General features: G+C 72.5%; 15 protein-coding genes and 3 pseudogenes. 11 read left to right on the forward strand and 7 right to left on the reverse strand.

Features of this window, described 5'->3' with window-relative positions; genetic code table 11:
* Positions 1–34: 34 nt before the first annotated feature.
* The 4 genes from ACZ5K7_RS27035 to ACZ5K7_RS27050 all read right to left on the reverse strand — a co-directional run bounded on the left by ACZ5K7_RS27035 (position 35) and on the right by ACZ5K7_RS27050 (position 5,152).
* On the reverse strand, positions 35–1,867 hold the full coding sequence (locus ACZ5K7_RS27035) for a phospholipase C (protein ID WP_468917026.1): 1,833 nt from the start codon (positions 1,865–1,867) through the stop codon (positions 35–37).
* Between the two features lie 176 nt (positions 1,868–2,043).
* Positions 2,044–3,279, reverse strand: a complete 1,236-nt coding sequence (gene efeB / locus ACZ5K7_RS27040) for an iron uptake transporter deferrochelatase/peroxidase subunit (protein ID WP_468917029.1) — start codon at positions 3,277–3,279, stop codon at positions 2,044–2,046.
* Complete coding sequence (locus ACZ5K7_RS27045; protein WP_468917031.1) at positions 3,276–4,472, reverse strand: EfeM/EfeO family lipoprotein; 1,197 nt, start codon at positions 4,470–4,472, stop codon at positions 3,276–3,278. Before ACZ5K7_RS27045 ends, efeB begins: the two co-directional genes overlap by 4 nt.
* A 314-nt stretch (positions 4,473–4,786) precedes the next feature.
* Positions 4,787–5,152, reverse strand: a complete 366-nt coding sequence (locus ACZ5K7_RS27050) for a MerR family transcriptional regulator (protein WP_351696607.1) — start codon at positions 5,150–5,152, stop codon at positions 4,787–4,789.
* A 98-nt stretch (positions 5,153–5,250) separates the two neighbouring features.
* Here ACZ5K7_RS27050 and ACZ5K7_RS27055 point away from each other — a divergent pair, with 98 nt between their 5' ends.
* The 9 genes and pseudogenes from ACZ5K7_RS27055 (at position 5,251) to pgm (ending at position 11,295) form a co-directional block, all read left to right on the forward strand.
* Entirely contained in the window at positions 5,251–5,697 is a 447-nt protein-coding gene (locus ACZ5K7_RS27055; protein WP_351696605.1) for a hypothetical protein, read from the forward strand.
* 74 nt (positions 5,698–5,771) lie between these two features.
* Positions 5,772–5,861 (forward strand): annotated as a pseudogene (locus ACZ5K7_RS27060) (hypothetical protein); the annotation flags it as partial.
* Between the two features lie 55 nt (positions 5,862–5,916).
* Positions 5,917–6,085, forward strand: a pseudogene (locus tag ACZ5K7_RS27065) (acyl-CoA dehydrogenase family protein); the annotation flags it as partial.
* On the forward strand, positions 6,082–7,146 hold the full coding sequence (locus tag ACZ5K7_RS27070) for an enoyl-CoA hydratase/isomerase family protein (protein ID WP_468917035.1): 1,065 nt from the start codon (positions 6,082–6,084) through the stop codon (positions 7,144–7,146). The pseudogene ACZ5K7_RS27065 and the gene ACZ5K7_RS27070, both read left to right, overlap by 4 nt.
* A gap of 3 nt (positions 7,147–7,149) precedes the next feature.
* Positions 7,150–7,608: pseudogene (locus ACZ5K7_RS27075) on the forward strand (enoyl-CoA hydratase-related protein).
* A 248-nt stretch (positions 7,609–7,856) separates the two neighbouring features.
* Positions 7,857–8,078 carry a CbtB domain-containing protein gene (locus tag ACZ5K7_RS27080; protein ID WP_351696601.1) on the forward strand — a complete coding sequence of 74 codons (222 nt, stop codon included), beginning with the start codon at positions 7,857–7,859 and terminating at the stop codon, positions 8,076–8,078.
* A 22-nt stretch (positions 8,079–8,100) separates the two neighbouring features.
* A complete protein-coding gene (locus tag ACZ5K7_RS27085; RefSeq protein ID WP_468917038.1) occupies positions 8,101–8,853 on the forward strand; it encodes a CbtA family protein in 753 nt (250 codons plus the stop codon).
* A gap of 110 nt (positions 8,854–8,963) precedes the next feature.
* Complete coding sequence (locus tag ACZ5K7_RS27090) at positions 8,964–9,533, forward strand: hypothetical protein (protein WP_468917041.1); 570 nt, start codon at positions 8,964–8,966, stop codon at positions 9,531–9,533.
* A 121-nt stretch (positions 9,534–9,654) separates the two neighbouring features.
* Positions 9,655–11,295 carry a phosphoglucomutase (alpha-D-glucose-1,6-bisphosphate-dependent) gene (gene pgm / locus ACZ5K7_RS27095; RefSeq protein WP_468917043.1) on the forward strand — a complete coding sequence of 547 codons (1,641 nt, stop codon included), beginning with the start codon at positions 9,655–9,657 and terminating at the stop codon, positions 11,293–11,295.
* A gap of 227 nt (positions 11,296–11,522) precedes the next feature.
* Here the strand turns inward: pgm and ACZ5K7_RS27100 are convergent, their stop codons facing one another.
* Positions 11,523–13,520 (reverse strand): BTAD domain-containing putative transcriptional regulator, encoded by a 1,998-nt coding sequence (locus ACZ5K7_RS27100; protein WP_468917046.1) that lies wholly within the window; start codon positions 13,518–13,520, stop codon positions 11,523–11,525.
* 145 nt (positions 13,521–13,665) lie between these two features.
* On the opposite strand from ACZ5K7_RS27100, the gene ACZ5K7_RS27105 reads away from it, so the two are divergent.
* Together ACZ5K7_RS27105 and ACZ5K7_RS27110 are read left to right on the forward strand one after the other, a co-directional pair.
* Complete coding sequence (locus ACZ5K7_RS27105) at positions 13,666–14,373, forward strand: hemerythrin domain-containing protein (protein WP_468917048.1); 708 nt, start codon at positions 13,666–13,668, stop codon at positions 14,371–14,373.
* 4 nt (positions 14,374–14,377) lie between these two features.
* On the forward strand, positions 14,378–15,307 hold the full coding sequence (locus ACZ5K7_RS27110; RefSeq protein ID WP_468917051.1) for a pyridoxamine 5'-phosphate oxidase family protein: 930 nt from the start codon (positions 14,378–14,380) through the stop codon (positions 15,305–15,307).
* A gap of 52 nt (positions 15,308–15,359) precedes the next feature.
* On the opposite strand, the gene ACZ5K7_RS27115 is transcribed toward ACZ5K7_RS27110, so the two are convergent.
* Positions 15,360–16,886, reverse strand: coding sequence for an alpha/beta hydrolase (locus ACZ5K7_RS27115; protein WP_468917054.1), 1,527 nt, complete (start codon positions 16,884–16,886; stop codon positions 15,360–15,362).
* Entirely contained in the window at positions 16,883–18,049 is a 1,167-nt protein-coding gene (locus ACZ5K7_RS27120) for a serine hydrolase domain-containing protein (RefSeq protein ID WP_468917056.1), read from the reverse strand. The genes ACZ5K7_RS27115 and ACZ5K7_RS27120 overlap by 4 nt, the downstream gene beginning before the upstream one ends.
* Positions 18,050–18,136: the final 87 nt, after the last annotated feature.

The raw sequence follows: 18,136 nt of genomic DNA on the forward strand, positions 1-18,136 counted from the left end.
GGACCGTGCCGAGGTGACGGGGGTCGTGCGGAGGTCAGGCCGTGGTGCGCTGCCTACGGCGCAGGGTCAGGTACGTGCCCGTGGCGCCGGCGGCCACGAGGGCGCCCGCACCGAGGCTCACCGGGAGCGTCGGGAAAGCGCCGGAGCCGGTCGTCGCGGCCGTGTCCACCATCGCCGGGCCCGGCGTGATGTGCGTGCTGACCGGAGCCACGTGGTGGATCGGGCCGACGTGCTTGACGGAGCCGTTCGCGTTCAGCAGCACCTGCTTGTTGTTGGGGTGCCGGAAGTCGAACATGTTGGTCAGGGAACCCGCGGTGGCGTCGAAGGAGTGGTCGCCGATGCGACCGGTGCGCCAGTTGTCCTCGATGAAGCGGATGACGGACGACTGGTCGGTCTGCGTGTGGTCGACCTTGTTCACCTTGCTGTACGGCGAGATGACCAGCAGCGGCTGCCGGGTGCCGGGGCCGCAGCGGTCGGCGTAGCCGCCGGACGCGGCCGGGCCCGCCTGGCAGGCCGCGCTGTCCGTGGCCTTGCCGTTGGAGCCGACCGTGGTGTCCTTGGAGCCGTTGCGGGGCTTGGCGTACGCGTGGTCGTACCAGCCGTCGGAGTCGTCGTAGGCGACGACGACCGCCGTGGACTTCCACTCCGGCGAGCTCTGGACGGCGTTGATCTCGTTGACGAGGAAGTGCTGCTCGTCGGTCGGGTCGGAGTACCCTGCGTGGCCGTCCTGGTACTCGCCGGCCTTGAGGAAGCTGACGGCCGGGAGCTTGCCCGCCTTGGCGGCCGCCGTGAAGTCGGTCAGGTCGTAGTTGTGGTTGGCCTGGCCGTTGTGACCGATCTCGTTGACGTTCTTCGGCGCCACGTGGTGCGGGTTGGACGTCGACTTGTAGTACGAGAACGGGTTGTGGTGCGGGCTGTAGTCGACCACGGAGGCGCCGCCGACGTTGGTGTGCGTGGTGTCGCACTTGGCGTAGTCCGCCGACTTGCCGTCCCAGCCGGTCGACGGACGGAAGCCGCCCTGGAACCAGCCCCACGTCACGCGCTTGGAGTTGAGCAGGTCACCGATGTTCCTGCCCTGGAGCGAGGCCAGCGCGCTGGTGCTCGTGTGGTCCTTGTCGGAGCAGTCGTCGAAGGCCGGGTCGGGGTCGTTGATGACCGTGCCCACACCCTTCGCGTTCGGGGAGGCGATGGCGTACGAGTCGGGCGTCGACGTCTGCTTGCCGGTGACCGAGTCGACGGAGATCGCGCCGTGCGTCTGACCCGAGACCAGGTTGAGCGCGCCGGGCGTGGACGGGCCGTAGACCGAGCTGTAGGAACGGTCGTTGAGGGCGTACTGCTGGGCGTAGTTCCACAGCCCGGTGACGGTGTTGCCGTCGTAGTAGTCCATGACCAGGCCCGGCTCGCCGAACAGGCCGCCGCTGCACTTGTCAACCTCGGTGTTCTGCACGAACTGGTCGGCCTTGCCGCCGTCGTACGCCAGTTGCTCGGGCCCGTAGGAGTGGTTCTGGTCGCAGGTCATGGCCTGCGACGGGGAGAGCCGCTTGGGCGCGTACTGGTTCGGGTTCTTCGTCAGCAGCCCGGCGTGCGCGACGGTGTCGATGTCCTTCGGGGTCTTGCTGGACGCCGTGAACTTCGTACCGTCGGTGTTCGCGGCCTTCGGGTAGGTCGCGAAGTAGTGGTCGAAGGAGATGTTCTCGTCGAACAGCACGACCACGTGCTTGATCGGCGTCGCGGTCGACGACCCGCTGTGGTGCCCGGCGGGGACCGCCGCCCAAGTGGGCGCCGTGCCGCCGAGGACCGTGAGCGCGGCGGCACCCGCGAGCGCCCCCAGACTCCTGATCGCCGTTCGTCTTCCTGTGCTGGCCATGCGAACTCACCCTCCGGGCATGAACGTCACTGCGTCGTACAGGCAGGGATGCTTCGCCCGCTTCCGGACGCTGCGGGGGAGCCATGATGGCGGGTGAATGAATAGCGGGTCAGGGATGCTGGGGCAAATCTTGACCGTGTATTGACCGATCGGGTCACGAAGTTGTTCGAACAAGCTCAGGTCAGCAGAGCGCGCCCGTACCAGTCGTTCCGGTCCCGCACCCCGGGCAGCGTGAAGAAGTACCCGCCGCCGAACGGCGAGATGTAGTCGACCAGCGGTTCGCCGGCCAGCCGCTTCTGCACGGTCTCGAACTGGCGCGCCAGGTCCTGCTGGTAGCAGCAGAACAGCAGACCCATGTCGAGGTTGCCGTTGCTGTCCATGCCCCGGTCGTAGTTGTAGGCGCGGCGCAGGATGCGCTGCCCGGCGGTGGCCGGGGTACGCGGGTTGGCCAGCCGGATGTGCGCGTCCAGCGGGATGACGTCACCCTTGGGATCGGCGGCGTAGTCGGGCGTGTCGTGCTCGGCGTCGCCGTCCAGGGGCGCCCCCGACTGGCGGGAGCGGCCGAACATCCGCTCCTGCTCGCTGAGTGAGACCCGGTCCCAGAACTCCACCAGCATGCGGATGAGCCGCACCACCTGGTAGCTGCCGCCGACCGCCCAGTCCGGCTCGCCGGAGTCCGCGCCGACCCACACCAGCCGGTCCATCTCACGGGCGCTGCCGGTCTCCGGGTTGGCGGTGCCGTCCTTGAAGCCGAGCAGGTTGCGCGGGGTGCCGGACGGCCGGGGCGGGCTGGTGAAGCCGTCCAGCCGCCAGCGGACCTGCATGCCGCCCCGGGTGTGCCGTGCGATGTCGCGCAGTGCGTGCAGCACGGTGTCGGTGTCGTCCGCGTGCAACTGCAAACTGAGGTCGCCGTGACACCACTCGGGCCTGAGGTCGTCGTCCGGGAAGGCCGGCATCGAGGTAAGCCGACGGGGTCTCAGTTTCCCGAGCCCGTACCGGTCGTCGAAGAGCGAGGCGCCGACGCCGACGGTCACCGCCAGCGCACCCGACGGCAGTTCCTCGCCGAGGACGCCGGAGTCGGCGGGCGGCGCGGTGACGCCCACCGGGTCGGGGGTGCCGCCGGAGGTCAGGAAGCGGGCGCGGTCGGTGAGCGTGCGCAGCAGGTCGGTCAGCTCGGCGCGGCTTCCGGCGGTGACGTCGAGCGAGGTGAAGACGGTCGTCCGGCGCGGCGCCGCGATCGCGGACCGCTGACGGGCGCCGTGGAAGGGCGCGATGGCCGGCGTCGCCACGGTGGAGCCGGTGATCGGGGCGGCCGCGCCGCCTGCGGCCAGTCCCGCGCCCGCGAGCGCCGCGCCCCGCAGGAAGCCACGGCGGCCGACTCCACCCTTGCCCGTCGTCTCGTCGGTGCTCACACCGTCCTCCGTGGATCGCACAGGGTCGCCACCGACGCCAGCCGTTCGACCAGGTCCCCGAGCGCCGCGTCGACGTTCTCGCGCTGCCGGTGGCCGAGCCGCCCCAGGGGCGTCCAGGTGCCGTCGTACTCGAAACCGTCGAGCGTCTTCCCGACCCGGTCCAGTTCGCTCTCCAGAGCCGGCAGACCGGCGTACCGGCCGGCCAGCAGCGAGTGCAGCCGGGACATGACCTGCACCGTGCCGTCGAGGTTGGCGCGGGCGGTGGCGAGGTTGCTGCCGCTGCCGTAGTCGGTGCGACCGGTCAGCTCGAACTGCACCGTGTTCTCCAGGATCTCGTGCGCCCGCAGCCCCAGCTGGGCTGGGTCCATCCGGGCCTGCGCCCAGTCGTCGCGCAGCGCGGTGACCGCTTTCACCAAGTCGGCCGCCGGGCCGCGCAGGCCGCTCGCGGACTCGCCGTGCCACAGGCCGTACTCGATGCGGTGGAAGCCCGTGAAGTTCTTGTCGTGCACCCCGCCGGGCAGGCCCGCGTCCGTGCCGTTGATCGCGCCGTCCGCGTCGCCGAAGGCGTCGTACGCCGCGCCCAGCCGCTCGTATTCCAGGTGCGCCGGCAGCCAGTCGGCGCGGGCGGCGGCGAGGTCGCCGCCGTCGATCGCGTCCCGCAGCGCCGTCGTCAGCCGGACGACGTCGGACAGGCCGCCGCCGATCCACTTCTGGTAGGCGAGCGCCGGCGGGATCAGATCGTGCTCGGTGACCGGCGCCGCGGCCGGTCCGCCGCGCCCCTTGGTGATACGGACGGTGGGCCCGGTGACGGCGTCGGCGTCGTCGGGGACGCACAGGAACGCGTAGCTGCCCTTGCCGAGGCGGACGGTGAGTTCCCGGGTGGTGCCGGGGCCGATGTCCTCGACCCCGCCGTAGACGGCCTGGCTCTTCGGATCCTCCAGGAGGACCTCGGCGGGGCCGTCGGTCGGGTTGCGCAGGTCGAAGACCTGGACACCAGGGGTGGGTGTGCTCCAGCCCCGGCCGCAGCGGCTGGCGGACACCTCCACCGCGGTGTGCGGCAGCGCGGCCGGGTCGGCGTGTGCGGGGCGTGAGTCGCGCGTGAACGCCAGGACTCCGGCCACCAGGCAGACGACGGCGACCGCGACGACCGCCCAGGGACGCAACGACCTCCAGCCGAGGCCGGACAACACCATCCCGAGCTCCCGGGTTCGTACCGTTCGTGATCGCCTCATGCTAAGCAGGTCTTCGCACTCGAACGGCCGTCCAGGCAAACCCATGACCAAGAGTTCCCTGCCGGTTCACCGGACCTCCCGAGGAGCCCCTCAGTCGCTACCGGGCCGGACCGTCCTGAAGAAGGCGCGGGCGCGGGCGCGCTGACCGACCGCCGCAGCCGCGCCGGGAGCGGACGGGAGACGGCCGCCGGGGCGGGGACGCCGGCCAGGTGGACGAAGCCGGGCGTCGGCTCACCGGTCCCGATGGTCCCGGTGACCCGAGGAGAGCGGCCCGCTCAGCCCGCCTGCTCCACCGCCCGCAGGGGGCATCCGGTGCCGACGCGCGCTTCGAGTTCGGTCCGCAGGATCGCGAGTTCGGCCATGCGCGCGTCGACGACCCGGATCTTCTCCTCGAACAGCGCGGACAGCGCCTCGGCCGAGTCCGGCGCGTCGCTCAGTTCCTCGAAGTGCCGGCCGATCTCGGCCAGCGAGAAGCCGAGGCTCTGCGCGGTACGGACGTAGTGCAGCCAGGGCACCGTCTCCGGCGGGAAGTCGCGGTAGCCGTTGGCCAGCCGCCGGCCCGTGACGAGGCCGATCTTCTCGTAGAAGCGAATGGTGTCCTTGCTCAGGCCGGTCCGCGCGGCCAGCTCTCCGATACGCATGGCCCTCCGCCGGACTGCCGCACTGGGACTTGACGTTGGACAGTACTCCACTGTTTAGCGTGAGGCGTCGCTGCCACGCATTGAGCAGGAGCCTCGTCGTGATCCGTCTCTCCGCCCCCACCCACCCCGCCTATCCGCGTGTCGTCCGTGCGAGCGCCTGGTACGACCTCGTCGTCACCGCGGGGTTCGCGACGCCCTGGACCTATGCGCTCGTCCACGACGGACTGTCGTCGCTGGGGGACGCCCTCGGGCTGGGCGTGCTGCCCGCCCTCGACCCGATGCAGACCCTGTACGCGAACCTGATGGGCGCGGTCGTGGTGGTCTGGGCGCTCCTGCGGATCATCGAGCCGCTTCCCACGCACGGCCTCTTCGACGGCGTGGCGCGCGTCCAGTTCGCCCTGTGGCAGGCGTACGCGCTGGGCCACGGCGCCACACGGCTGCTGTGGCTCTTCCTCGTGGTGGAGGTGGCGTTCGGTGTCGCCCAGCTGTGGCCGTGGCGCCGCACCCGGCGGACCGGCCTCGTCTCCTCCCCTCGGCTGCCATGAACGCGATGGCGGATACGACGACCGTGACGCATCTGATCGCACGGTACGCGGAGCTGGTCGTACAGCGGCGGGCGATGGGCGACGAACAGGTCCCCGGCGGCGTCCACGTCCGCGAGGAGTACGGCGGTCCGGGTCTCACCCGGGCCGACGGAGTGCTCGTCCTCGAGCCGCTCGCCTCCGGCTGCCCGTCCAGCGCCGGACACCTCTCCCTCCACAACATGGGCGGTCGCCGACCGCGCGCTCCAACTGCACTGCGGCTACGGCTGTCGCAGGCGCGTACGGTATCGAGAAGATCGTCCGTGACCTGCGGGTCCACCAGATCCTGGAAGGAACCAACGAGATCATGCGCGTCATCGTGGCCCGCGGCCGCACGGAGGTGTTCCGATGAGCGACGTCCTGCTCCACACCGCCGGCCGGGCGGCCCACCTCACCCTCAACCGGCCCAAGGCCCTCAACGCCCTGTCCCACGCCATGGTCCGGTCCATCGACGAGGCCCTCACCGGCTGGGAGCACGACCCGGCCGTCGAGACCGTCGTCATCACCGGCGCGGGGGAGCGCGGCCTGTGCGCGGGCGGCGACATCCGGAGCATCTACGAGGACGTCCGCGCCGGCGGCGGCAACGCGTCGGCGGCGTTCTGGCGCGACGAATACCACCTCAACGCCCGGATCGCCCGCTACCCCAAACCCTATGTCGCGATCATGGACGGCATCGTCATGGGCGGAGGCGTCGGCGTCTCCGCCCACGGCAGCGTCCGGATCGTCACCGAGCGCTCCCGGGTCGCCATGCCGGAGACCGGCATCGGCTTCGTCCCCGACGTCGGCGGGACCTACCTGCTCGCCCTCGCCCCGGGCGAACTGGGCACCCATCTCGCCCTGACAGGCGCTCAGATCGGCGCAGCGGACGCCCTGTTGTGCGGACTCGCCGACCACTGGGTGCCCTCGGACAGGATCGAGCGGCTGATCGCCGACCTCGCCGACCGGCCCGTGCACGAGGCACTCACCCGGCATGTGCGACCGGCGCCGGAGGGCGAACTGGTCCGCCACCGGGAGTGGATCGACGCCTGCTACGCCGCCGCCACGGTCGAGGAGATCGTCCGGCGACTGCTCGCCCACGGCGACCCGGCGGCGAAGGCGGCGGCGGAGACCCTGCTGTCGAAGTCGCCGACCGCCCTGAAGGTCACCCTGGCCGCGCTGCGCCGGGCCCGGCGGCTCGGCCCGCTGGAGCGGGTCCTCGACCAGGAGTACCGCGTCTCCTGCGCCGCCCTGTCCGCCCCCGACCTGGTGGAGGGCATCCGCGCCCAGATCATCGACAAGGACCGCGAACCGCGCTGGTCCCCGGCCACCCTCACCGAGGTCACCGACGCCGACGTGGACCGGTTCTTCGCTCCGCTCGGCGCGCGCGAACTGGGGCTCGCCGGACCCGGCACCAGCACGGAGGCGGCCTGGTGAGCCGTGCTCACCCTCGACCGTCCGCAGGCCCTCAAAACGCGCTGAACCGCCAGGTGATGAACGAGGTGGTCGCCGCCACCGAGTCCCTGGACCGGGACCCGGACTGCGGGTGCGTGGTGATCACCGGGTCGGCGAAGGCGTTCGCGGCCGGCGCCGGCATCAAGGAGATGCAGCCGCAGGGCCACCCGGACATGCACCTCGCCGACCGGTTCGCCGCCTGAGGCCGGCGCTCGGACAGGTGCGCACCCCGGTCGTCGCGGCGGTCGCCGAACGGTGGCGGGCATGTCGCTGCCGGTCGCGATGAGGGCGAAGGAAGCCGTCGGCCGGCCCTTCGAGACGACGCTCGCCGAGGGCGTCCGCTTCGAACGGCGGCTGCTTCACGCGGTGTTCGCCACCGCCGACCAGAAGAAGGGCATGAGCGCCTTCGCCGGCAGACGTCCCGCCGCGTTCCGTCACCGCTGACCCGGCACACCCAGAACCAGCCACCAGGCGCGAGATGAAGATCACGCCTGGTGGTGCGGTCTTGGCCGTGCTCCTGACACGCGGTACGGTCTGTCCGATATCGACGACGCCAGAACGGAAGCCGGTGGGAGTCCGGCACGGTCGCGCCACTGTATGCGAGAGCCCCCCGGGAGCTCGTGAGTCAGACCCGTAGCCGTCGTCCAGTGCACCACCGAGATGGGACGCGAACTCCCAGAGGAGGTTCTGCCATGGCGCAGACCGTCGCGCAGCCGACAGCCACCACCCCCGTCGTTCCCGCCAAGCTGCCGCTGAGTGCGATAGCTCCCTGGGCGGTCTTCTTCGGCATCCTCATGCTCATCCTGCTCTACTTCGTCGGCGCCGAGCAGGGCGCCACCTCCGTGTTCAACGGCACGGACGTCCACGAGTGGGTGCACGACGCCCGCCACCTCCTCGGCTTCCCCTGCCACTGACGTAAGGGGACGCCGCACGCTCATGAACTCCGCAACGGTAAGAAACCTCCTGGTGCGGGGCATGCTCGCCGGTCTGGCCGCCGGTGTGCTCGCCCTGGTCGTCGCCTATCTCCTCGGTGAGCCGAACGTCGACAAGGCGATCAGCTTCGAGGACGCCCACTCGCACGAGCACGAGATGGAGGTCGTCTCCCGCTCCCTCCAGTCCACCGCCGGCCTGGCCACCGGTGTGCTGGTCTACGGCGTCGCCTTCGGCGGCATCGCCGCCCTCGCCTACTCCTTCGCCCTCGGCCGCGTCGGCCGCTTCTCGCCGCGGGCGACGGCGCTGCTGCTGTCCGTCTGCGCGCTGTTCGCCGTGTACGTGGTGCCGTTCCTGAAGTACCCGGCCAACCCGCCGTCGGTGGGCGCCCCGGACACCATCGGCAAGCGCACCACGCTGTACTTCCTCATGATGGTGCTCAGCGTGCTCCTGGCGGTCGCCGCCACCATCCTGGGCAAGCGGCTCCGGCCGAACCTCGGCACCTGGTGGGCGACCGTGGTCGCGGTGGCCGCGTTCGCGGTCGTCATCGGCCTGGCGTACCAGTTCCTGCCGACCATCAACGAGGTGCCGGCGGACTTCCCGGCCACCCTGCTGTGGCGGTTCCGGCTCTCGGCGCTGGCCATCCAGCTGGTGCTGTGGGGCGGATTCGGCCTGCTCTTCGGTGAGTTGGCGGAACGGCAGCTCAACCCCAGGCCGGCGACGGCCCCGGCCGGGCGGACGGTTCCCGCCGCCCACTGAACGATCCACGTCACGCGAGGGCCCTCCGGAACGATCCGGGGGCCCTCTCGCGTTCTCCGGGAACCGACCCAGCAGGCGGCGACGAGCAAGGCGAGGAGCGGAGGAGGCGCGTGGCCAGACACCCCCAGCCACGCCGCATCACCCTCGGCGGCCACGAGGCCGTCGCCGTCACCGTCCGCGAGTACGAGCAACTGATCGCCGGCCGCCGGCAGATCGGCGGCCAGAGCGCCCGGGTACGGATGCTCGCCCAGCAGGTGAAACGGACCGAACAGCTCCTGAACGAGCTGGAGAACCTGATCAGCGACCCGGCGGACTGCCACGAGCCGGACTGCCATGAGCCGGACTGCCATGAGCCGGACTGCCGTGAGCCGGACGGCCCGCCGGCGCCGGAGTGCCGGGCCGCGTCGGCCGCGGGCGGGACACCGGACGCCGAGTGCCTGCGCTGCGCGACAGCGGACCTGCTCCGCCGCCACCGCGCCCCGGCCCACGACCGGGCCCGCGAGACCCCGCCACCTGACGCCGGTCAGCGACGGCGGCCGTATCCCGTCCGGCGCGTGGGGACACCCTGGCGGAGCCACTCGTGCCACATCGGAGAGACCGGAAAGCGCCTCGTCCGGACGAACCCGAGTCCGAAGACCTGCCGGCACCTCCGTCCCCCGGGAACGCCGCGGCTGCCGTGAACCAGCCGTGAACCCGCGGTGTCTTCGGCGGCAGCGCCGGTGCCGCACTCGCGTCCACCGCCGCTGACAAGGAAAGATGGGCGTCCAGCGATCGATCAACGACTGCGGAGGAAGTGGACTCATGCCGCATGAGCGAGCGGGCCGGCCGGCGGCTCCGGAGGACCTCGTCGACGTGGCCCGGCTGGTCACGGCGTACTACGCACTGCACCCCGACCCGGCCGACCCGGCTCAGCGGGTGGCGTTCGGCACCTCGGGGCACCGCGGATCGTCGCTGACGACCGCGTTCAACGAGGACCACATCGCGGCCACCAGCCAGGCCATCTGTGAGTACCGGAGCGGCCAGGGCACCGACGGCCCCCTCTTCCTGGGCGCCGACACCCACGCCCTGTCCGAGCCCGCCAAGGTCACCGCCCTGGAGGTGTTCGCCGCCAACGGCGTCACCGTCCTGATCGACAGCGCCGACGGCTACACGCCGACCCCCGCCGTCTCGCACGCCATCCTCACCCACAACCGGGGCCGTACCACCGGCCTCGCGGACGGCGTCGTGGTCACCCCCTCGCACAACCCGCCCGCCGACGGCGGCTTCAAGTACAACCCGCCCAGCGGCGGCCCCGCCGCCTCCGACGCCACTTCCTGGATCCAGGACCGCGCCAACCAGATCATCGCGGGCGGCATGAAGGACGTACAGCGCATCCCGTACGAGCGTGCGCTCGCCGCGCCGGCCACCGGCCGGTACGACTTCATGAGCGTCTACGTCGACGACCTGCCCAGCGTCCTCGACCTCGACGCGGTCCGGGCCTCCGGGCTGCGCATCGGCGCCGACCCGCTCGGCGGCGCCTCCGTCGCCTACTGGGGCCGGATCGCCGAACGGCACAGCCTCGACCTCACCGTGGTCAACCCGTACACCGATCCCACCTGGCGGTTCATGACGCTGGACTGGGACGGCAAGATCCGCATGGACTGCTCGTCGCCGTACGCGATGGCCTCGCTGATCGAGAAGCGGGACGAGTTCCGGGTCGCCACCGGCAACGACGCCGACGCCGACCGGCACGGCATCGTCACCCGCGACGCCGGCCTGATGAACCCCAACCACTACCTGGCCGTCGCCATCTCCTACCTCTACCGTCACCGCGAGCAGTGGGCGGCGGGCGCCGGCATCGGCAAGACCCTCGTCTCCTCCTCGATGATCGACCGGGTCGCCGCCGACCTCGGCCGTCAACTCGTCGAGGTACCGGTCGGGTTCAAGTGGTTCGTCGACGGACTGGTCAGCGGTGCCATCGGGTTCGGCGGCGAGGAGTCGGCCGGCGCGTCCTTCCTGCGCCGGGACGGCTCGGTGTGGACGACCGACAAGGACGGCATCCTGCTCGCCCTGCTCGCCTCCGAGATCACGGCCGTGACGGACAAGACCCCGTCCGAGCACTACGCCGACCTCACCGCCCGCTTCGGCGAGCCCGCCTATGCCCGCATCGACGCCCCGGCGACCCGCGAGGAGAAGGCCCTCCTCGCCAAGCTCTCGCCGGCCCAGGTCACCGCCGAGACGCTGGCCGGCGAACCGGTCACCGGGGTGCTCACCGAGGCACCGGGCAACGGCGCGGCGATCGGCGGCATCAAGGTGACCACGGAGAACGCCTGGTTCGCGGCCCGACCGTCCGGCACCGAGGACGTGTACAAGATCTACGCCGAGTCGTTCCAGGGGCCCGACCACCTGACCCGGGTACAGGAGGAGGCCAAGGCGGTGGTGATGGCCGCGCTCGGCGGCTGACGCCCCGTGCCGGAGGCGGTGGCCGGACCGGCTGGACCACCGCCTCCGGCGCCCGCCGGGTCAGTCCCGCGGGGCCGAAGCCCGGATGGGCGGCCGGATCCGGATCCGTCCCGTACCTGCCCATCGCTCCGACGACCCCACGATCAGGCCGACTCGGCCGGGTCCCTGCGGCGAGCCGGACGGCCCGCTTCCGAGTGCGCCTGGCAGCCGTGTCTACAGCTCGATGTCTACAGCTCGATCAGCCCGTCCGGCCGGGGGTCGTCGGCCGCCGGCGGCGGGTGGTCGACGGCAGGTGCGGCGTCGGCCGCGCTGCCGGAGCGGGCGAAGTGGTGGGCAGGCGCGGCTGGTTCGCCGGGACGGTGACGGCGCCGCAGCCGTGCGACCCGGGTGTGCAACTGGGAGCGCCGTACGCCGGACAGGTCGGCGTAGACGGTGTCGCGGACCAGGGCGTGCACGAACCGGACACGGCCGGGCCCGGGTTCGGCCAGCAGGTCGGCGGCGAGCGCGGCGTCGAGCCCGGCCAGCACCTCCTCCTCCGGTGCGTCGGCGGCGTCGACGAGCAGGGCGACCTCGGCCTCCGGACCCAGCACGGCGGCGAGCTGTACGACGGCCCGCGCGGCGGCGGGCAGCAGGGCCAGGCGCCGGCGCAGCACGTCGCGTACACCTTGCGGGACCTCGGAGAGCGCCACCCGTGCGCCCCTGTCGGCGAGGAGGCGGGCGCTCTCCAGGACGTAGAAGGGGTTGCCGCCGGTGCGCTCGGTCAGCGCTGCCACCGTCGCCGGATCGACCGGAGCTCCGCAGACGGCGTCGACCAGGGTGGCGGTGTCCTGCGGGGGTAGGCCGCCGAGCGCGATCCGGTGCGGGGCACCGGGCGCGAGCCGGGCGAGGGTCCGCAGGAGGTGTTCGCCGACCTCGGCGGGACGGTAGGCGGCGACGGTGAGCAAGGGGACCCCGGTGACGGCGGCGGCCGCCTCGACCAGGGCGAGGGTCTCGGCGTCGGCCTGGTGCAGGTCCTCCAGCAGGACAGCGAGGGGCGCCGCGGAGGCGGCGGCGCGCAGCCCGGCGGCGAAGACACGGTGCAGGCGGAAACGCCCGGCGGCGGCCGCGTTCTCCGGCTCCGGCAGCAGCACCGTCAGTCCCTCCGGTCTGGCCGGGGGCACCTCGCGGACGAGCGCGCCGAGTGCCTCCGTCCAGGCCCAGGCGGGCGGCGCGCCCTCGTACTCGGGGCAGCAGCCGGTCACCACCCGCCAGCCGTCCTGCCGCAGTCGGGCGGCGGCCCGGTCGAGGAACGCGGACTTGCCGGCGCCGGCCTCGCCGGTGACCAGCAGCACGGTGCCGCCCTGCCGGGCGGCCCGGGCGGCGGCGTCGACGGCCCGCAGTTCCGCACCCCGGCCGACGAACAGGCCGCGGCCCGTGCGCTGCGGCGCGGCGCGTGCCGCCCGCTCGGCGTCGGGCTCCGGCACGGCCGCGCGCAGGACGTCGAGCCGCCCGTTGAGCACGGCCTGTTCCAGTCTTCTGAGGGCGGGGCCGGGATCGCAGCCGAGTTCCTCGCGCAGCACGGCGGTGGCGCGGCGCAGCGAGGAGAGCGCGTCGGCCTGCCGGTCGCACGCCCACTGCGCGAGTGCGAGCAGCCGCCAGCCCTCCTCACGCAGGGGACTGTCCCGGACGAGTGACTCGGCGTCGGTCGCCGCCTGCGCCACCCGGCCGGTGCGCAGATCGGCGGCCACGGCGAGTTCACGGGCCTCGGTGCGCAGCCCCGTGAGCCGGGCCACCTCGGCGGCGGCCCAGGCCTCGTCCGCGTGCTCGGCGAAGGCCGGCCCGCGCCACCAGCCGAGCGCCTCGGCGAGCAGCAGGCGGGCTTCCGCGGCCGGGGCGTCGCGGGCCCGGCGGACCCAGGACTCGAACCGCCAGGCATCCACCGCGTCCCCGGCCAGCCTGAGCGCGTATCCGGGTGGCGCGGTGACCAGGACGGTGGCCGGGGCACGCGGCGGCCGCCCCGGTTCCAGGGACCGGCGCAGATTGGACAGGTAGGCGTGCAGCGACACGCTGGCCTTGGCCGGCGGCTCGCCCCGCCACAGCGCTTCCGCCATCCGGTCGACCGGTACGACACCACCCCGGGCCGCGATCAGCAGCGCCAGCACGGCACGCTGCCGCGGAGCGCCCAACTCGACCGGCGTTCCGGCGACGTCGGCGCCGAGCGGACCCAGGACTCGCACACGCAGCACGGCGCGGGAATCTACCCGAGCCGCACCTGCAACCCGTCAACGGACGATAAACGCGATGGTCTTCGAGCCGGACACCGAGCCGCGCGCCAAGCGGACGCCAAGAGGGGCGCGGAATGCTGGGCGGCTCACGCAGAACACCTGATCGTTGGAGCAAGCAAGCGTGTCCCTCAACAGCAGTCACGACGCCTCTGTCACCGCCGAGCGTCCTCACACCCACGAAATGGTCGTGGTCCACCGGGTCTTCCGCCGCGAGTCGGTGCTGCTGCCCCGGCTGGTGCGCGCCGTGCCGGACGGCGACACGGCCCGTGCGGCACGGATCGTCGCCGCCCTGCGCGACTACACCCTCGGCCTGCACCACCATCACCACGCCGAGGACGAGCTGATCTGGCCGCTGCTGCGGGCCCGGGTCGCGCACGACGACGACCTCGTGGCACGGATGACGGAGCAGCACGAGGCGATCGACCGCTCCCTGGCGGCCGTGTCCGAGTGGATGCCCGTATGGGAGCGCACCGGTGACCGGATATCCGGCGAGGAACTCGCGCTGGCGCTGGACGCGCACCGGACCACGCTCCTGGAGCACCTCGACGAGGAGGAGCGGTCGGTGTTGCCCCTGGTCGCGGAGCACCTGACCGTCCCCGAGTGGGACCTGGTCGGAGAGCGGGGCCTGGCGGGACTGCCCAAGAACAAGCGGCTGCTGGCGCTCGGCGCGATCCTGGAGGAGGCGACACCTGAGGAGAGCGCCTACTTCCTGGGCCAGGTCCCGCCGGTCGGCCGGCTGCTCTGGCGGGTGGTCGGCCGCCGCCAGTACGCCGCCCACCGCCGGACCATGCGCGCGCCGCTGGACGGGGAGTAGACCGGTGACCCTGCTCGACTCCGCTCCTCTCGACGTCCTGGACGCCTACCGGACCTGCGAGTTCGTCACCCTGGGCCGGGACGGCACACCGCTGGTCTGGCCGACGGCCGTGTGGCGCCGCCCGGACGGGACGCTGCTGCTGAGCACATCCCTGGCGTTCGCGCAGAAGGCGCTGAACATCCGCCGGGACGGCCGGGTCGCCCTGCTCTTCTCCGACCCGACCGGCAGCGGCCTCGAAGAGGCCCCGCAGATCTTCGTCGGCGGCCACGCCGAATGCCCCGACCAGATCATGACCGGGCCGCAGGGGGCCGAGGACTACTGGCGGATGCTGTTCGCACGGCAGCCGCACAGCAGGTCGTACCTCGCCGCGCCGATGCGGCTGATGATGGACTGGTACTACCTGCGGCTGCTGATCACCGTGACACCCCAGCAGGTGGTCGTACGACCGCCGTTGCCGGTACCCGACGCGTCCACCGTGCCCGCACCGGCCAGTGACCTGCCGGGCGCCGCGCAGCTCGCCCGCTTCCCGACGGCGGTGCTCGCCGCCCGCGACGCCACCGGGGCGCCGGTGCTGGCGCGGATCCGGCCGGTGCCCACACCCGAGGGCTTCGCCGTGGACATCCCGGCCGACTGCCAGGCCGCACCGGGCCCGGCCTCCCTCCTGGTGCACCGGCACGACGAGCGGCTCAACCACATGCACAACGCCCTCGTACGGGGCGAGTTGCGCGAGACCGGTGGGGGACCGGTGCTGGTCCCCGCCAAGGTGGTGGAGCCGATGGGCTCCGGCCGCGCGAGCGACGCGGTGAGCGTGCTCCGCAGCACCCGGCGGGCCACCGACCGCTACCTGCGCCGGCGCGGCCTGACCCGGCCTCGGGTGGAATGGCAGGAGTTCAGGGCCCTCGCCCAGGACGCGCGCCGCCGCGCCGAGGCCTGAGCCGGGTACGGTGCTCGGGGCCGTCCCGGCCGGGACGGCCCCGAGCCGTCGCTCAGTGCGGGGTCGCGGTGCAGGTGACGTCCGTGGCCGGCAACCGCCCGGTGGCGAGATAGGCGTTGACCACTGCGTCGACGCAGACGCTGCCGTAGACGCCGAACACCGCGTGCTGGTCCGCGCCGCGCAGGGTCACCAGCCGGGAGCCGGGCCAGTCGCGGTGCACCGTCTCCGCGCCCTGGTAGGTGGTGCGCGGGTCGCCGGTCGCGTTGACGAGAAGGGCCGGCAGGTCGTCCCTGATCGTCGTCGGATGCTCGCGCGGCGCGTCCCAGAAGGCGCACGGCCCGATGTCGTTGGTCACCGGTCCGAACAACGGGTCCCGGGCGCGGGCACGTCGGACATCACGCCAGTACGTCTCCGGATCGCGGGGCGCGCCGACGTCGCCGCAGAGCACGGAGGTCTGCACGCTGCCGTACTCCGACTCGGAACCGGTCAGCAGGAAGCCGAGCATGTCGGCGAGCCACGGACCCGGGGTGACCGCCTTGCCATCGGCCGCGTCACGCAGGTCGCGGACGGCGGCCGCGAAGTCGCCGTACGCCGGGTCGTTGTCCTGGGAGAGGCCGTTGAAGACGACGAGCGGGGCGACGCTCTCGTCCACCCGGTAGTCGCCGACCCGCAGTGGGGCCCGCTCGGCGGCCCTCTGGATCCGGTCCACGACCGTCAGCACGGCGTCCCGGGTGCGGCCCAGGCCGTACGCCGGGTCGCGGGCGGCGGCCCAGGCGGCCCAGTCCCGCAGGGCGTGCCGGTTGGCGGACTCCGCGCCGCGCAGCAGCCGGGGGTTGTAGCGGCCGGGATCGATCACCCCGTCCAGGACGACCCGGTCGGTGCGCCCGGGGAACATCGTGGCGTACACCTCGCCGAGGTAACTGCCGTACGAGTAACCGAGATAGGAGATCCGCCGCTCACCGAGCGCGGCGCGGATCACGTCCATGTCCCTCGCCGTGTTCCGGGTGGTGACGTACGGCAGTACGTCGCCCTCGTACTTCTGGCAGTCGCGGGCGAGTTCCTCGGCGAAGGCGGTCGAGCGGTCGAACCCGGCGCGGTCGTGGCCCGGGCTGCGGAACTGTGATCCGGTGGGCCAGTGGCAGTCCAGCGGGGTGCTGCGGCCGACGAAACGGGGGTCGACACCGACCACGTCGTAGCGCTTGCCGGTGTCCTTCATCGCCTCGCGCACCCATGGCGGGTCACCGAGCGTCTGCCCGCCCGGACCGCCGCTGTTGAGGAGCAGGGCGCCGACGCGGTGGGCCGTGTCGGTGGCCCTGATCCGGGAGATCGCGACGGTGATGCCACGGCCGCCCGGGTCGTCGTAGTCCAACGGCACGGTGACGTCGGCACATTGGGCGCCGGCCTGCTGGAGGTCCTTGCCGGTGTCGTCGTCGGGCCCGCGTACGCAGCTCTTCCAGGTGAGGTGCTGGTGGTGGTAGCGGGTGAGCGGGTCAGGGGCCCCGGTGGCGGTGGCCGGCGTGGTGCCGAGGGCCAGCGCGCCGGTGAGGGCCAGGGCGGCCGCTGCCGCGAAGCCTGTCATGCCGTGGTCCTTCCGGTTTGGCAGAGTGACTTGTCGACGAGGTCCTGGAAGTCCAGTTCGGCCTGGAGGCTGTCCGGCACCTGGTTGAGGGCGACGGCCACGCTCCGGCCGCCGGGGCCGACGGCCACCAGCGCCCGGTGGCCACCGGGCACGGTCCCGGCGTGCCCCCACCACACCCCGCCGCAGGACAGCGGCGACGAGATCAGGCCCAGCCCGTACCGGGCGCCCGGCCACAGCCGGTCCGGATCGGCGGCCACCGTCCGCTTCATCTCGGTCAGTTGGGCCGCAGGCAGCAGCCGGCCGCCGAGCAGCGCGGTGGCGAACCGGGTGAGGTCGCCCTGCGTGGAGACGAGAGCGCCACCGACACCGCCGAAGGACGTGTTCCAGTCGGTGCCGTCGACACGCTGCCCGTCGGCGGAGGTGAAGTAGCTGTGCGAGTACGCTCCTTGGATCCGGGTCTCGTCGCCCGGCCAGTAGGTGTCGTGCAGCCCGAGGGACCGGATCACCCGGCGGCTGATCTCGTCCTCGGGACCGCGTCCGGTGATCTTCTGGACGATCAGCCCCAGCACCAGGTAGTTGGTGGTGGCGTAGTGCCATGACGACTGCGGGCGCGGCAGTTCGAGGGCCTGCGCGATCAACTCGCCCGGCTCGAAGTGGCGGTAGCGCACCCGCTCCGGGGACTCCCACTCGGGCGCGTCGAGGTAGTCGGGCAGCCCGCTGGTGTGCCGCAGGAGTTGGCGGACGGTGATGCGCCGTCCGTCGTAGCCGTGGGCGTGGATCAGGCCGGGCAGGTAGCGGTCGACGGAGGCGTCGAGCGAGAGCCGGTGCTCGGCGGCGAGTTGCAGTACGACGGTCGCGGTGAACGTCTTGGTGACGCTGCCGACGCGCAGCCGGTCGGAGGTGTTCATGGTGCGGCCGGTGCGCAGATCGGCCGTGCCGGCGGTCTCGGTCCAGCGCCCGCACGGGCCGTCGGCCAGGACCGAGGCTCCGGCGATGTGATCGTTGGTGGTGAGCGTGGTCAGCGCCCCGCGGACGTCGTCATGGGTACCGCAGCGCCCGGACGGCCCTGGAGGTGACGACCGTGCGGTGGCCACCGGAGCGGACACCAGCACAAGCGCTGCCACCGATAACGCCAGGGCGGACTTCACGGAGAAGGTTGCCATGTGCCATCACGCTAGGGCCGGCCCGGCCCGCGATCACTCCAGTAGGCTGCCGCTTCCGGAGTGGGGGCAACCCCCGGCCGGCGCCTG

The sequence above is a fragment of the Streptomyces sp. NPDC031497 genome (genome assembly GCF_055580905.1).

What these genes read in the sequence shown, in the direction of transcription:
- ACZ5K7_RS27035 (WP_468917026.1), bottom strand. Translation starts at nt 1,867, where the DNA reads ATGGCCAGCACAGGAAGACGAACGGCGATCAGGAGTCTGGGGGCGCTC.
- ACZ5K7_RS27045 (WP_468917031.1), bottom strand. Translation starts at nt 4,472, where the DNA reads ATGGTGTTGTCCGGCCTCGGCTGGAGGTCGTTGCGTCCCTGGGCGGTC.
- ACZ5K7_RS27050 (WP_351696607.1), bottom strand. Translation starts at nt 5,152, where the DNA reads ATGCGTATCGGAGAGCTGGCCGCGCGGACCGGCCTGAGCAAGGACACC.
- ACZ5K7_RS27070 (WP_468917035.1), top strand. Translation starts at nt 6,082, where the DNA reads ATGAGCGACGTCCTGCTCCACACCGCCGGCCGGGCGGCCCACCTCACC.
- ACZ5K7_RS27080 (WP_351696601.1), top strand. Translation starts at nt 7,857, where the DNA reads ATGGCGCAGACCGTCGCGCAGCCGACAGCCACCACCCCCGTCGTTCCC.
- ACZ5K7_RS27085 (WP_468917038.1), top strand. Translation starts at nt 8,101, where the DNA reads ATGAACTCCGCAACGGTAAGAAACCTCCTGGTGCGGGGCATGCTCGCC.
- pgm (WP_468917043.1), top strand. Translation starts at nt 9,655, where the DNA reads ATGCCGCATGAGCGAGCGGGCCGGCCGGCGGCTCCGGAGGACCTCGTC.
- ACZ5K7_RS27115 (WP_468917054.1), bottom strand. Translation starts at nt 16,886, where the DNA reads ATGACAGGCTTCGCGGCAGCGGCCGCCCTGGCCCTCACCGGCGCGCTG.
- ACZ5K7_RS27120 (WP_468917056.1), bottom strand. Translation starts at nt 18,049, where the DNA reads ATGGCAACCTTCTCCGTGAAGTCCGCCCTGGCGTTATCGGTGGCAGCG.